Annotated in this window: 15 protein-coding genes; 8 read left to right on the forward strand and 7 right to left on the reverse strand. The window is 40.4% G+C overall.

Annotation, left to right across the window (positions count from 1 at the left end; genetic code table 11):
• Positions 1-34 precede the first annotated feature (34 nt).
• Both AABK37_RS35580 and AABK37_RS35585 read right to left on the reverse strand, forming a co-directional pair.
• Positions 35-673, reverse strand: a complete 639-nt coding sequence (locus AABK37_RS35580) for a hypothetical protein (RefSeq protein ID WP_432556174.1) — start codon at positions 671-673, stop codon at positions 35-37.
• A 218-nt stretch (positions 674-891) separates the two neighbouring features.
• Positions 892-1,188 (reverse strand): hypothetical protein, encoded by a 297-nt coding sequence (locus AABK37_RS35585; protein ID WP_432556175.1) that lies wholly within the window; start codon positions 1,186-1,188, stop codon positions 892-894.
• A gap of 103 nt (positions 1,189-1,291) precedes the next feature.
• On the opposite strand from AABK37_RS35585, the gene AABK37_RS35590 reads away from it, so the two are divergent.
• The 8 genes from AABK37_RS35590 to AABK37_RS35625 all read left to right on the forward strand — a co-directional run bounded on the left by AABK37_RS35590 (position 1,292) and on the right by AABK37_RS35625 (position 9,310).
• Positions 1,292-1,426, forward strand: coding sequence for a hypothetical protein (locus AABK37_RS35590; protein WP_432556176.1), 135 nt, complete (start codon positions 1,292-1,294; stop codon positions 1,424-1,426).
• A gap of 1,013 nt (positions 1,427-2,439) precedes the next feature.
• Positions 2,440-2,634, forward strand: coding sequence for a hypothetical protein (locus AABK37_RS35595; protein WP_432556177.1), 195 nt, complete (start codon positions 2,440-2,442; stop codon positions 2,632-2,634).
• Complete coding sequence (locus AABK37_RS35600; RefSeq protein WP_432556178.1) at positions 2,631-2,939, forward strand: hypothetical protein; 309 nt, start codon at positions 2,631-2,633, stop codon at positions 2,937-2,939. The genes AABK37_RS35595 and AABK37_RS35600 overlap by 4 nt, the downstream gene beginning before the upstream one ends.
• 73 nt (positions 2,940-3,012) lie before the next feature.
• Positions 3,013-3,312: a hypothetical protein gene (locus AABK37_RS35605; RefSeq protein ID WP_432556179.1), complete on the forward strand. Its 300-nt coding sequence runs from the start codon at positions 3,013-3,015 to the stop codon at positions 3,310-3,312.
• 15 nt (positions 3,313-3,327) lie between these two features.
• Positions 3,328-3,621 carry a fertility inhibition FinO-like protein gene (locus AABK37_RS35610; RefSeq protein ID WP_432556180.1) on the forward strand — a complete coding sequence of 98 codons (294 nt, stop codon included), beginning with the start codon at positions 3,328-3,330 and terminating at the stop codon, positions 3,619-3,621.
• A 1,106-nt stretch (positions 3,622-4,727) separates the two neighbouring features.
• The gene (locus AABK37_RS35615; RefSeq protein WP_432556181.1) at positions 4,728-5,105 is read left to right on the forward strand and encodes a hypothetical protein; all 378 of its coding nucleotides are present in this window, start codon (positions 4,728-4,730) and stop codon (positions 5,103-5,105) included.
• Positions 5,102-8,839, forward strand: coding sequence for a hypothetical protein (locus tag AABK37_RS35620; protein ID WP_432556182.1), 3,738 nt, complete (start codon positions 5,102-5,104; stop codon positions 8,837-8,839). The genes AABK37_RS35615 and AABK37_RS35620 overlap by 4 nt, the downstream gene beginning before the upstream one ends.
• 108 nt (positions 8,840-8,947) lie before the next feature.
• Positions 8,948-9,310 (forward strand): hypothetical protein, encoded by a 363-nt coding sequence (locus AABK37_RS35625; RefSeq protein ID WP_432556183.1) that lies wholly within the window; start codon positions 8,948-8,950, stop codon positions 9,308-9,310.
• A gap of 164 nt (positions 9,311-9,474) precedes the next feature.
• Here the strand turns inward: AABK37_RS35625 and AABK37_RS35630 are convergent, their stop codons facing one another.
• From AABK37_RS35630 to AABK37_RS35650, 5 genes are all read right to left on the reverse strand, one after another.
• The gene (locus AABK37_RS35630; protein ID WP_432556184.1) at positions 9,475-10,914 is read right to left on the reverse strand and encodes a hypothetical protein; all 1,440 of its coding nucleotides are present in this window, start codon (positions 10,912-10,914) and stop codon (positions 9,475-9,477) included.
• Between the two features lie 5 nt (positions 10,915-10,919).
• The gene (locus tag AABK37_RS35635; RefSeq protein WP_432556185.1) at positions 10,920-11,330 is read right to left on the reverse strand and encodes a helix-turn-helix domain-containing protein; all 411 of its coding nucleotides are present in this window, start codon (positions 11,328-11,330) and stop codon (positions 10,920-10,922) included.
• A 937-nt stretch (positions 11,331-12,267) separates the two neighbouring features.
• Complete coding sequence (locus tag AABK37_RS35640; protein WP_432556186.1) at positions 12,268-12,564, reverse strand: hypothetical protein; 297 nt, start codon at positions 12,562-12,564, stop codon at positions 12,268-12,270.
• Positions 12,565-13,331: 767 nt separating this feature from the next.
• On the reverse strand, positions 13,332-13,970 hold the full coding sequence (locus tag AABK37_RS35645; RefSeq protein ID WP_432556187.1) for a helix-turn-helix domain-containing protein: 639 nt from the start codon (positions 13,968-13,970) through the stop codon (positions 13,332-13,334).
• Between the two features lie 70 nt (positions 13,971-14,040).
• On the reverse strand, positions 14,041-14,837 hold a 797-nt coding region (locus tag AABK37_RS35650; protein WP_432556188.1), incomplete at its 5' end, for a hypothetical protein.

The raw sequence follows: 14,837 nt of genomic DNA on the forward strand, positions 1-14,837 counted from the left end.
GAAGCATAAGTACTTTTAAGATATTTAGTATCACCTAGCACCTAAAACTACGCAATGGCTGGTTAGCGATCGCCTTGAGGAGAAAACTTTTTGGTTTACTGACCTTTGTAGCTGTTTCAATGCCAACGGTAGAGAAGTCAACTAAATCACCTATTAATCGACGTTGCTCTGTGGCAACCGCTACGACTTTTCTACCCTGTTTAATCTTCTCAAGTCGGACTTCAAGAGCGTTGTCTTGCCGCTGGATTTTGAGTTTCTCGCGGTTGGCATCAGCCGCTTTCATCTCTGGGATATTGGCATCAGCTTTATAGGGGTCAGAGCCTAATAAATCACTGATTTCAATCTCTTTAATTCCATACTCAGAGGTGATTTCTGAAGCTTTATTTAACGATTGTTTGGCGTTATCGGTGACAGTACTGCTACCACCATTTACAGCTTGGCGTACAGTCCTAGCAGCGCGTTCAACTGTTTTTACACCATTAGCAACGGTTCGGACACCATCAGCAACGGCGTTAACAGCGTCAGCAGGTTTTTGAAAACGAGCCTTGATTCTTTCTCTAGCTTTCGCGTCGTTTTCTCGCGTCTGTTCTTCAATACTTTTAGTCTTACCTTTTTCAGCGGCGTAACGTTTAGAGCCAGTGAGGGAACCATTTTCGCGTTTTTTGACTGGCATTATTTTGTCTCCCGTGGTTTTTGAATGTACAGACCGAAAATGCTCCCCTGCTTAGACACAATTGCATTTTTGTTGCATTTAGGATAACGTTCTCCGTGCCAAAACCAACCGACAAAACCTTTTCGGCAAAGCCAAGAAAGTTTTTTATTTTCTGCGATAGCGGGAGTTACAGAAATCAACAAGACAGTAAGTAAAACAAAAATAGAAGTCTTCATTATCTAAAAATCCATTTCAAGACCCGCATCAATCAGGCGTTGGATCATTGGGTCGATGTGGTTGCGATCGCCGTCGTGGTTAGGAGCAAAAGCAGGCTGAAAAGGCTCAAAAGTACTCGCGTCGAAACCGAGCGGCGCTTGCGGTTGTGGCTGTGGCGCTGGTTTATTTCCGAATTGATACCCAAGCCCCTTAATATCGAGCAGTAGATAATTAAGAACTTCTGAGATATCTGTGATTCCCATCTGTGAAGCCAGGTATTCTAGATAAACTTGATTGTGTTTTTTGATTGAAAGTCTCATGGTAGGATTGTCGTGCAGTTACGCTTGCGGCGTGATGCATCCCTTGCAGGATTAGTAGAAGTCCGGGTTGATTGGATCAGCGCCGGACTTTTGGCTTAAATTTGTGAGCAATTCTCGCGCCGATCGCCTCCACGATGGCAATCAATTGCGATCGCGGGGCTGGTTAAAGCGATCGCACTCACAATGCGAAACGCGATCGCGCAAAACAAAAAAACTGATAAAATTTTCATGGTTCTGAATTTTCGTGATTTTAGGACTGAAACCGGGTAACTTTCTCAGGGATGCCCGGTTTTAAAACTTTTGGCATTTTCCTTCGGATAAGCGGTTACTTTCAATCAGGTTTAAAAACTTTTTGACAATCTAGTTTTTAAAACTTTTGATAATTTCTTGGCTAATAAGTCGTAGGCACAGGGAGCAACGGAATGTTAAATCGCTGTAACCCTTGGAGTGACTTGATTTCAGGTCATTTTTACCCAAGCACTGAAAGCAACACGATTAATTGAAAAACATTTTGTTTGATAATTTGTTGGCTAATACTTCTGGCAGTCTCCTCTAAATAAAAAACATTTTTTTTGATAATTTCTTGGCTAATAAGTCGTAGGCACAGGGAGCAACGGAATGTTAAATCGCTGTAAACCTTGGGGTGACTTCATTTCAGGTCATTTCTACCCAAGCACTGAGAGCAACGCGATTAAATAAAAAATGTTTTTCGGAAATTTCTTAGCCTCCTGTTTTAAATAAAAAGTTTTTTTTTGAAAACTTGTTGGCTGATACTAAAAACTTTTTGGCAGTCTAGTTTTAAAAACTTTTGCAATTTCCTCCAACTAAAAAACATTTTTTTGATAATTTGTTGGCTAATAAGTCGTAGGCACAGGGAGCAACGGAATGTTAAATCGCTGTAACCCTTGGAGTGACTTGATTTCAGGTCATTTCTACCCAAGCACTGAGAGCAACGCAATTAAATAAAAAAAGTTTTTCGGAAAAATTCTTAGCCTCCTCTTTTAAATAAAAAGTTTTTTTTGAAAATTTGCTGGCTGATACTTCACGAGCGCGATCGTGAATTGGTCGTTGAACAGGCATGAAAATCAGGCACGAGAACTGGTTTAAGTTCCCGCGTGCAATGGTAGTTGCATAAGTCGATTTAGATGTTAGGATAGACTGCAAGTGAGTCACTTGTCAACCAAGAGACTCTAAAATAGCAAATAACCATTTTTGGGCTGATAATGAGTTACTAAGAGTAACTCGTTATTTATGCCGTCAGAAAAACCAAGAGTACAAATCCGATTTGATGAGGAGGATTTTAGCTACCTAGAGGAATGGGCTAAGTCCGAATTTATACCAGTTACACAGTTATGCAGAGTTATTATTCTTAAATCGGTTGCTAATCGCAAAAAGGAGAATGAATCTCAATCATCTACAACTAAAAAAGACAAGGATGCTGCATGACTAAAAGTGGAGAAGACGAGGGCGATCGCCTAGACAAAATCGAAGCACTTTTACTCTTAACCGCAACTCGCCTGAATCAAGTTGCCCAGCAGCAGCAGATAAATACAGACGCGATCGCACAACTCACACAAAAAGTTGACAACTTAACCACCTCGGTTGAGGAAGGTTTCGCTCAATCGCGAACTCTGTTACAAGAGTGTGTGGACGACTTAGCAAAAGCAATTGTGGAAGGCGTTGAAGGTGTTGAGGAAATGTTTAGGAAAGCGCTGCAACAAGGTGGTAATGGCAACAATCCACCAAAATGACAATAGCTTTCTAGAAGCTTAGTTCTGATAAACAAAACTTGTACACACTTTGCGCTTAGGCGCTTTTGACGGGATGACTAAAGAAAAACTACTTCAAGCAATGGCAGCAATGGTAGCCGCACGGGACTGGCAAGGGTTCCTGCATTTACGTCGGTTGTTGCGCCAAAGTCTAGATTCTGGATTCGCAGGCGAACTTCGCAAATTTCTAAACTCATTACCAGAAGAAGACTTGGATGCCTACGTTAATTATTTTGGAGTTTCGTTAGAATTGCCGAAAAATATTTGGCAAGTGAAAAAGGCAGAGCTAAACCAGAAATTTATTGAGGCGCGAGAAACAACAAATTTACCAAAGCCAAAAGTAAAAAATCTTTAATCTCAAAAAATGACAATGACACAAGGAAAATTAGAAATTACCATCAAAATCAACGAACTACCCCAAGCCAAAACTGTAGAAAACGGCTGGCAACAATTTCAGATTGACTGCGACGGGCGTATTATTTCAGTCACCCTTAAGCCGAAAGTCTGGAAGAAACTCACCGACGCACAAGCGAACTATCCTCAATGGGTAGGTGCTATTGCCGGGAAGATGGGGGAGGCAACTGAGAACGGCTTTGTGCTGAACGAGCCAAATATCCAGGTTTTTGAGAAAAAGCCAAAGCCCGATGCAGCAGTAGTGAGTTAAGCGATCGCTGTATCCTGTGGGTAAAAATGTCGGGAAATATGTTTTAGACGACATCACCCCTAACCCGCATAAATTACCCACAAGCAAATATCGCTCTTCAGATGGGTGAAGCAACTGAAAATAGTTTTGTAAAAAATACAAAAAAAATAACTCGCAGAAATTAGATGTTAATCAAATAAGCATTTTATTTCTGCAAAATTTCCGAAATGCGATAATTTACGTGATTTTGCATAATTTAGGAGGCGGCTGAAAATAGTTTTGTAAAAAATACAAAAAAAATAGCTCGCAGAAATTAGATGTTACTCAAATAAACATTTAATTTATGCAAAATTTCCGAAATGTGATAATTTACGTGATTTTGCATAATTTAGATTGCTTTACGGAACTTACATCATTATATTTTTTGCAAACAATCCACTTATAATAGATATCTTCTGTTTTTTCCATTAATAACTATTTTTGGGGTAGCGGTTTATTTTCTATTTGTCAACTGGCATCAATTGGCATCAATAAAAGTCGTGAATCTTTGAAAAAATCTAGCTATGTATAAGCAAATTTTAGCCAGAAAATACACTTTTTAATAATTTACAAAATATAGATTATTTATGGTTTATATTATCTTTAGCAAATCGCCCGACAAAATAAAACCAAATGAACGACCAAAGAACAAAAAAACAGGGAAGACCTTCCCTGGAAGGGACTCCATTATTGCCTACTTGGGGGGTAAGATTTAGTGCGAAGGAATTTGACATGCTAGCTAAATATTCTCACGATAATAGTGTATCTAAAAATACTCTAATTCGATTAGCCTTACGTAATTATTTGGCACAAAATCCCGAAAAAATATCGGCATAAAAACTAAAAAAATACTGATTACACACTTTCGGTTTGCGATCTTCGCGAGCAGTGCCTAGCTTTCAAAGGGGAAATTGTTAATTCACCAGTTGGCCAGCCTCACTCTTACTCAATCACACAAGCGATAATCAGTCGCTCGGTTTTTCCAAAAGTGCCTAATCAGCACACAAAAAAATAAACTTGTCAACTAGACTAACAATTCCACAAATTAAAAGCTAGCACTGCTCTAAATTCACTAAAGGAGCAGTTCAATGTCTTATTCAGGGAATCCTCACCAGAAAATTTCTGATAGCGTAATTATACCAAAAAAAGAGCAGCAGGTCTATAATTCAGTACCATTTTTAGTAACAAGCAATACAAAGATTTGCAAAGAATGCGGTGAAGAATTTCGATACAACGTGGTACGCGATCGCAGGACTGGTTCAAAATACCTACGAACCGGATGTTGCGACCTTGCGATCCGCCCTTGCCCCGATCCAGAAGCTTTAGCGAAATCGCCTCACCTCAGCCAAGATGAGCAGGATTATCTAAATGGGCTTATTCCCCTACCCTGGTTTAACGCTAAAGCTGTGGCTATGCTTCTGCAAATGGAAGCAAAAGTCAAGCAGGCAACGGAGGTGGAAGTATGAATTTTACACCCACCTCTATCACCCGCCCTTGCCCAACCTGTGAGGACACCAGAGGACGTTGTAGGCATTCCCATGAGGAGGGCAAGCACCTCTGCATGACATGCGCTGACACTCGCAAGGGCGAAATTATTAATGGGTATAAATGCTTGGCTCATTTCGACTTGTGGGCGGCTTTCTGCCTCGACAATAGCCAGCAGTGGTCGGATGAGCAGCGGCGCGAGTGGGAGGCTCAGAAGGTAGCAAAGCAGCAGGCAGCCAAGAAAGACGAGCAAATCAGGCGAGAAAGAGCGCTATCTGTTGACGAGCGCGATCGGGATTACTCAGAAATTTTAGAGCAATTTCCGATCAACAGCGAAACCCTCGCTGACTTACAACGACGTGGGTTGACTCAAGAGGAAATTGAGAGAAGCGGGTTTAAGTCCGTTAAAAAGTGGCAGCCACTAAAGAAAAAGTATGGCACGCGCCTGCCTGGAATCAGCGAGGATGGCAAATTTTTAGTTGTCAGCGGCGACGGCTATCTTTGTCCAGTGCGAGATTTTGAGGGGAGAATTACCTCGCTACAATTGCGGTTACACAACCCCCAGGACGGAAATCGTTACAAATGGGAGTCTACGCCGGATCGAGCAACCTTGAAGTTGCAGCCGGAAGACGAAAATCCTTTAGCAGTATTTCACCCACCTAGCGGTAAGCCAGAAGGCATCGCAATTGTTGAAGGCACTGGTTGCAAGCCGTTTTTTGTAAGCCAAAGATTGAATCTGTTCACAATCGGCGCGGCGGGTGGTCAATGGTTGTCAAGTCCGCAATTGCTAGAGAAGTATATTAAGCAAGCTATCAATAAGTATGGCAATTTACCAATTATTGCCATCCCGGATGCTGGATGGGCGCTTAATTCGCAGGTCAAACAAAAATTATCTGATACACTTGATTGGTTGAAAGATAAATTCAGTAAATCAGATATTCGCGTTTTTGACTGGAATCAAATTCATAAAAGCCAAGGCGATATCGATGAACTTGATGATTTATCAATAGTTAGAAAATTAAAGGTTGAATCTTTCCTCAAAAAATACAAAGAAGTATTTGGACAACAAGAAAATAAAGGTTTTGCATCAAAGCGGTTTAAAAATTGGGCAGAAAATAGAGTCAAATTAACTGCTGATATTGTACAGCATGAAAAGTGGTTGACGATACCACAAGGTATACAGAATGATTGTGATATCTTGCTCATCAGAAAAAGTCTTGGTGGTGGGAAAACTCAAGCTTTAATTGAATTCCTTAAGGCATCAGATTTAGATGTAGTTTCATTATTAATTGGCTATCGCAACAGCTTGCTTAATAACACCATAGCTAGAGCAAATGCTATGGGTTTAAAATCTCAACATATTAAAGACAAGGTAGAGCTACTGGCGGGAACTTATGTTGATTTCTCTAGCGACGACAGTATCAAACTTTGGGGTGGGTGCGCTGATAGCTACTTTAAATTTAACGATATCATCAACCGCAATCCTGATTATTACTTAATACATGATGAGATTTGTTCTGTATTAGGACACCTTAAAGGAGGTGGTACTCTTAAAGGACGGCAAAAACAGGCTATTGAATGGGACACGCAAACTATTCAAAACTCTCAATTTGCTATCATGATGGATGCCAATCTTTGTGATAAAGATGTAAATTTTATTCGTCAATTATTTCCAGATAAGCGCATAAAGGTATTAGATAGCGTTTCTCCTCAAAATCCTAGAACTTTTCACTTTTTGGAAACTGCTAGTAGCGATAAGGATTTTACAGCTAATCCCAAATATCTCCCCTCTCATTTGGTAGAAAAAGCGAAAGCAGCCAAGAGACCATTATGGATTTCTGATAGTCAGAGAAGTTGCGAAATAATAGACGAGATTCTTACCGAAGGAGGTCATAAACATTTTCGACTCGATGGTAAAACTAGCCATGATGAACTATCAAAGCAACTGCAAGCCGCGCCCAAAGAATTTATTTTAGTAGAAAAACTAGATTCTCTTAGCATTTCTCCTAGTGGTGAAAGTGGCTTAAGCATCGATTTGTATGATTATTTTGATGCGGTTTGCTTTGATATTCGAGGTACAGTTGGTGTCAACACGTTAACTCAGTTATCGGCAAGGTTACGCGATACAAAAGTGCCAATTTATGTTGCCTGTCCTGAATTTGTCAACATGACTACTGACCCCTGTCCTTATGCTATGAAATCAGTAGGGGAAGTGCTTAATGAACGAATTAAAATGTTGTTAGCTAAATCAATAGAAGTTGACAATGAGCTATTGGACAGTCAATTTGTTTGTGATATGTTTGCCGATATGGGTAAACAGTTTGCAAACGACCCTTGGTTTATTGAATCGCTGAAAGATAGCAAACAGCTTAAATATGAGCATCAAAATTTAAAGCTAATGCTCAAAACTGCTTTAACTCAAGCTGGAAACCGTGTTATTGATTTAGTAGAAGATGCTGATGATGAGCAGTACGACGAATATCAAGAAGTCAAAGAAAAGGTAAAAATTCGCGAGGCGGAAAAAGTTTTTAACTCTGAGAATATTGAATGGGAAAAAGCCCAAGAACTAAGCAAAAAAGATGTTGACTATGACACAAAATGTAAAATTCGTAAAGCCAGAATAAAACATAAACTACCTGGAATTGAGGAGACTGGCAGTTGGAACGCCAATTTAGTTTACTCGGTCGATGTCAACGATATTAAATTCATTGATTCAAGATGGAGACTGAAGCAGCTATTAAATGATGAATTATTTGATGCTACTTTCAAACTTGAGAAAAAATACAGCTTTGAAAATAGCAGTTTTACCCCTCAAGATATTTGGAAGTATACCAGTACCAAAATAGAGGCTTTAAAGCAGCTGGGAATAACTAGATTAATTAATGCTTATGTGTTTTCCACTCAAGATGATTGGGTGCGGGAAATAATCAACAAATACTACGATAATCCTGAATGGCATAACTTAATTGGCATTCCCAGAGCAAAGCGATCGCCTAATGGCAATGGCGGATTTAAAAGTTCAAAGTACATCAAAGACATGCTTGACCGATTTCTCGATTATTTTGGACTTGAAGCCAAGGAAATAAAAGAAAAAAGACAGAAGAACTCACGCTTTTACAGCGTGACAACACCAAAAGACTTTGATGAGTTTATCTCGGATATCGACAATTGTTTAGGTGTCAGAGCCGAGAATGCGATCGCGTCTTCAAAAGAAGTATCGCTCAAGGGAGCAGCTGATAAAGCAGAAGAAACTTTGCGACAACGCCAAGAGCTAGAGCAGTGCTATCAAGCCGAGCTTGAAAAACAACGGTTAGCCACCGGGGAAACAGATAATTGTCAACCAACTAACGGTTTGATGACAACCTCCAATTCTTTTATATATAACCAGGAAGAGGTTGTCACCAACACTGGTATTGAAAACCCATCCGTAGTGGTGACAACCTCCAATTCTTTTATATATAACCAGGAAGAGGTTGTCACCAACACTGGTATTGAAAATGTACCTGATACGGATGAATGGTTAAAGCCAGAGCATCTTGAATATATCGCTAGCTTGTTAGCCGACTGCGAGAGCTGCGATATGTTACAAGAATTGCGAGAATGCGATATTCCACCTTTTGTTTTTAAGCAGGCTTCTAGATATTTAGAAGCTAGTAAGCGTGAACAAATTAGGCAATGGGTTATTAGTAGTAATGCTAACGGTTGCTCAAATTAAAAAAGTGCGATCGCGATCGCTAATCACCCGGCGGAATTACTTTGTTATAAATTTGTGAGAATATTGAAATATTGGCAGATTTACACCCATTTTATTTAAAAAGCATAAATGCAACGTAGTAGATTTAGATTTCGCCGTGAAAAGCATGTTATCGGCACTCGCATAAAAATGTATGAACAACGTGAAAAATGGCTGTATCTTATTAATAATCAAATAGAGGTTGGCGAAGATGCTTCTCTTAATGCTGCGATTCTCGCCAACGGCATAAGACCGCGAGCGGTAACGCTTGAAATTATTTATGAAAAAATTGATTACGCACAACCACCCACCGACGACAACGACGATGAATTGTTTGATGTCCCAAGTGTTGTTTTACGTGAAATTGTTGTTGATACTGGTGTAATTTTAAGTGAGTTTAAGTTGCACATTCACGAAGCGAAAAATCTTGTAAAGCTGCTAGCCAATATCTAGCGATCGCATAGCGAATCTATTAAAAATTTGAAAAATTAATCAAATTTTCGCAAATAAAAAATTTACAACTAAACTTTTGATTTAACGAACTAATTCCACAAGCGCGAATAGTATCGCTAAACTCAACTGCTTATGCTGAATTTTTATTAGAAGTTTAGAATAAATTACCAGTGGTAATAATTTAGCCAGTTCTGAATCGCATACTCGCTCTCACCAGGCTCTTTTCGCGTCATTGCTTCGATCGCATCAAAATCGGCATCATAATCGGAAATTAACAAAATTCCAGCAAGAGCGCTGACAAAATCATCGACAGCCGCGCCCGTTCCACCGCTTACCGACCAAGAACCACCTGGTTTGTAGAATACGCTTAGATTTTTTAATTGTTTCAGTGATTCAACATGTGGGTACAATTCAATTTTTTGTGAATTGAATAACTCGCGTAATTTTGTATATGCCTTAGTTTTTGAACTAGCACTCCAATTTATTTCTTGAATATCGATAAGTCCACTCAAACGTTGAATTGTGCTAATGCTGTTGTATTGGTCGAGGCATACTTTTGTGAAACCATAGATATTATGCATTTCAATAATCCATGATTCTACTTCTGCAATATTTACTTGTTTCTTCTTATCTTCTCCCCAGCTAGCGGTAAATTGGTGAAATAGATCGACAACTAAAAAACTATCTTCAAAATGAGCGATGCAAGCGGTATATGCATCGCGAGAACCCTTTGCAGGGTCTAACGACAAAAAGTAATCACCTAAATAGCAATCTTGCGGTAGTAAACTGTTTCTGTGGTAATTGATCGCCGTGTGAACTAAATCAGCATTCAAAAAACTTGCTAAGTTTTGACTGAAATTAGCACCGTATTCGACATTAAACATGTCTGGGTCACGAGCTTTTTCACTTTCTAAAAAACTTTTAGATAAAGTGGGGTTAACTTCCCAGCTTGGTAAATTCACAACTTGAATATCAGGATATAGTCCACTAATTCCTTGTTTGTAAATATCGTAAAAAATTCCTTCGGATTTGTAAGGTGAACTCAATAATAACACTTTCCCACTTTCTCCAAATTGTGCCGAACTTGGTGCTAATGCATTATAAAGAGCATCTCCTGATGCATTTCCGTTTGAATCCATAGAATACGCTAACTCATCGAAAATAAGCATGGGACACGCCATTCCACGAGCGCTTCGCGAACTTGTTGGAATAGATTTAATTATCGAATTGTTGCATAATTCAAGACTATCCGCAGTTTCATTAACGATTAACTCTTTGAGCAATACACTATTTTTAATTAAGTCTTTTATATTATATAACGCCAGTTTAGCTTGGTCTGCTGAATTTGCGATGGTTATAATATAAAATCGTTCATTTTGTCGTAAATGTTTTTTATATTCATCAGCCAAAATACAACTAGCGTAGCAAGCGCTTATCGCTGCCATTAATGTTTTACCGCTTCTACGTCCTAAGCACCACACCGCTTTTGTGTAATTTTCAGACCAGAAAGTTTCCAAAACCTCTTTCTGCTTTTGCCACAGTTTTAAATTTAATAGATATTTGTCTTCTGCAAATGTTGTGATACTAACTTTTGGTATTTGCATTATTTTTAATTTTTATTTGACAAGCTTAACAAATAAGCGCGTAAATCTAATTCTGGTTGAGATTTTGTATCAGCTTCGCTATTTTTCTCAAGTCCAGCCCATTTACCCAAAAGTTGAGCCGCCCTGAGTTTATCGCAATTTCGCGCCTCAACATCATCTAAAATATGAACCACAGTTTTAATTGCTTTTGGTAAATTAACTTCAATTAATTCTGTAGTTTTTAATGAAACACTTTCAGTTAATTTTTGAACGACTTTAGGGCGTCCCGTCGCGACAGCTTCAGTAAATTCTGGATTTTCGCACCATCGTGCGATCGTCCGACGGTTCACACCTAGATGACTAGCTACCTCGCTTTGATTCTTGCCAGAGGCAAGCAATTTAACCGCCTGGAGTTGTTTTTGACTTAAAGGCGACATTGATGTGACAAAATAGTAAATTCAACGTGACATTGCTTTATTGTAATCGCTTCAAAAGCTTACTGGCTATAGCTTTTGGCGTGTCTTGCAAATGTCACATCGCTTTTGTAATGCTAGTTTTCCCGCGAGTCTTTTTATGCGATCGCGTCTCCCGCTAACACTTGAGAGAGTAAACGCCATAAAAGTGTAAACGCTAAATTGTAACCTCGGATTCGTGTTTACACTCAAACGTAAACATCAAGCCGATAACTATCAACAAGAGAAGATAAATCGGCATTGGTTGGGACGCCAATTTCTAACCTCCAATACCTGTTAACACTTAACTATAAACACCAAATAAGTATCAACGCTTAAAACCCTTGTCAAATGGAAGCTTCAGATTCCTGCTTACACTAGAGTATCAACATCATTATTATTAGTATCAACACCATGACTGCGATTATCCCGTTAACACTCTTAAATGCTGATTACACTTAAGAGCAAACGCCACACCCGTTTACACAAGTGCAAACAGCAAAGTACCAACAGCACACCCGGTTATAACCGGATTTGCTGTTTACAATTTAGTGTCAATGGCAGATGAATAGTGTGAGCGGCAAGTATGGCGTTTGCACATACAGTGTTAACGGCATTGAAAGTGTAAGCGGCATATCAGCATCTCGGACTTGGTGTTAACGCTTATCCGCATATCGACAATGGTGTTTGTACTTAAGTGTTAGCAGGAATTGGAGATTCAAAATTGCCTGTCGTCTGCTGTATATACTTGCATTGATGTTTACAGTAAAGTGTTAACAGGGGTTGGGCATTGGGTGCATCCCGCAGGGGTGTCACCAACAAACGAGGCGAACGCCGATTCTCTCATTTCCTGTTGATAGTTTCTGGGTTGGTGCTCACACCTAAGTGTTAGCAGGAATATGGGGTGCATCCCGTAGGGGTGTCACCGACCACCGAGGCGACCGCCGATTTTTCCCTCTTCTATAGCTCTGAAGTTGGCATTTACAGCTTGAGTGTTAGCGGCATAGAGGTAAACGATCGCGTGCCAAAGGTATCGCTGACAATCCGTTGGGGGAAGCGCAGAGAGCGCGGGGGTGTCACCGACCACCGAGGCGACCGCCGATTTTTCCTTCTCCCGTTGATAGTTTCTGAGTTGGTGTTTACATTTGAGTGTTAGCAGGAGTCCGGCATTGGGTGCATCCCGTAGGGATGTCACCAGCAAGCGACCGCCGTTTTTCACCCTATTGATAAGCAGATTCTTTGCGATCGCCACAACTTTCTAAATTTTTGCTTATAGTTCCGTCGTCGCGTCCGGCGCGGGGTGTCTAGCTTAAAATTGTTTGTCCGTCCGGCGTTATGCCCAATTCCCAATGCTTAAATACCTTCTAATCTACTATGGCTTTCACTAATTACTCGCTGGTTATCTATGCTTTGTCACTCGACACTACGCTATGTAGTATGGTATACACGCAGTTTTTTAGCTGAAAACTTTTTTTGGCGCGAACTTTTCAGGATGAAAAATTTTGCTCTTTTGAGAGAACGCCCTCGATTTGGCTCTCCGTTTTCCGGCTTAGAAGAAAAAAAGGTTTCTGGCGGGGTGCGATTGAGGATTAGGGGGAGCGATCGCATAGCGCCTCGGTATCGCACAAGCCACAGCCCCTCGTTTACCGCGAGGGGCTAAGAAAAGGATTAGTAAGGCTTCTTGACTAAGGCTCCATCTACTATGCAGGGGAAAGAATCTTCAAAAATAATGGTTATCAATCCTTGAGAGATAAAAATAAATCCAAAATACAGCACGAGCGGAACTAGAGTATGGCAATTAATTTCAGCATGACGTGTTAAATAGAAGTTTATTTCATTCATCTTTTTGACAAAATCCATCCTTTCTAAATATTCGTCTTTGGTTAATTGAATGAGCATGTGAAATTTGAGAAATTCGACAAATCAATTGTGGTCATTACCTGAAAATTTGGCAATGACAAATCCAGCATTAGAGCTTTACAACTACTAGTTAGCCATTCCTTCTGGCATTGAAACGATCAGCCCGTATTTCTCAACTCGCACGCACGCACGATTTATACTGAGCGATTCATCCACGCCGGAAGCCTCTCGCTCTCCTTGCAAATGGCGACAAACGCCTAAACTCAACTTTTCTATTACACGCAGATTCAACTCTGGCTTAACTAATTCGGTGTTGAGCAGTTCTTGCATTTTCACTCGGATGCTCGCATGAGTCAGCAAGTGGTTATACGTTAGTCGTTCTAGAAAATCAGTGTGATCACCGCCAAAAAGCTTTTCACCAAGCCCAGATGAGTCCTCTTGGCACAGTCGCCTACAGGAATTGTTTATGGTTTCTATAAGACTCCACTCTACGGAGCTGTAGCCTTGATCCGCTTCTTTTGGTGTGGGAGAAATTACATCACCATTCGTTGCAACTTTCGGAGCGCTGGACACTTGTTCATCCAAATCGACGGAACGCGCACCGGATTTTTGAGGCTGTGAAGTCGCGACATTATCTGCTTGAAATAGTTTAAACCATCTCTGGACTGTGCGAATATTCACCCGCAAGGACGCGCTTACATCTTGAGGATAAAAGCCTTTTTCAAACAATTCAAACGCTTGTTGTTTCGCCTGTCTGTGTGCCATTTACAGCGACAAAATACGACACTTTAATTATGTCGTAAGCTGAAATAACCGTCATCAGGGCATTTGAGCGTTAGCTCGTAGACGCACGCAATTCTTCTGCTGACCAATACGCCATCCAGTTGCAAACCCATTGTTTAAGCGTTACTGGGATTAGTTCGCACGCTTTTTTAATGAGAGAATCAGAGCAGCAAGCACGTAATTCTGATAACATTTGAACGCTCTGGCAGCTTTGTAATAAAGTAGCGGTGTCGGTTAAATTCTCATCTGTCACCAATTCTTCTTGCTGACTTGGCGCTTGTGCGATCGCTATATCCTCAACCATTAAAGAGTTGAGATACAAAACCCATTGCTTTATTTGAACTAGTTTCAAGTTAGGCAACAGCTTACAAGCTTCTTTGAGAACGTAAGAAGGTACAGCAGAGCGAACAGCCCCCAGCATTTCAGCGTTCTCGCAATCTCGCAACCAATTGGCTGTTTCAGCTAAATTTTCAGGCTGTAACCACTCTTCTGTAGTATGCTCAACTACAGGATTTTCGGTTGATTCTTCTGGGTGAATCGCTACTTCCTCAACATCCCAACTAACTTTAGATTTATCGCTCTGCATCCAAGTAGTAAATTTGTACTCAATGCAGGATAAGATTGCTTGACGCGCTGCTAGTAGGTCAAATTGGCTAGAAGAGGCATTATTGGGAAGTTCCGGAGGAACGACACACCCCTCTGGCTTATTAACAATTAGGGGGGGTGTGTCGCTGTTGGTAGCTTGGGGAGGAACGACACACCCCTCTGGCTTATTAACAATTAGGGGGGGTGTGTCGCTGTTGGTAGCTTGGGGAGGAACGACACACCCCTCTGGCTTATTAACAATTA

Origin of the sequence: Tolypothrix sp. VBCCA 56010, assembly GCF_050875635.1 — a bacterium.
In the GTDB taxonomy this organism is placed as follows: Bacteria; Cyanobacteriota; Cyanobacteriia; order Cyanobacteriales; family Nostocaceae; genus Hassallia.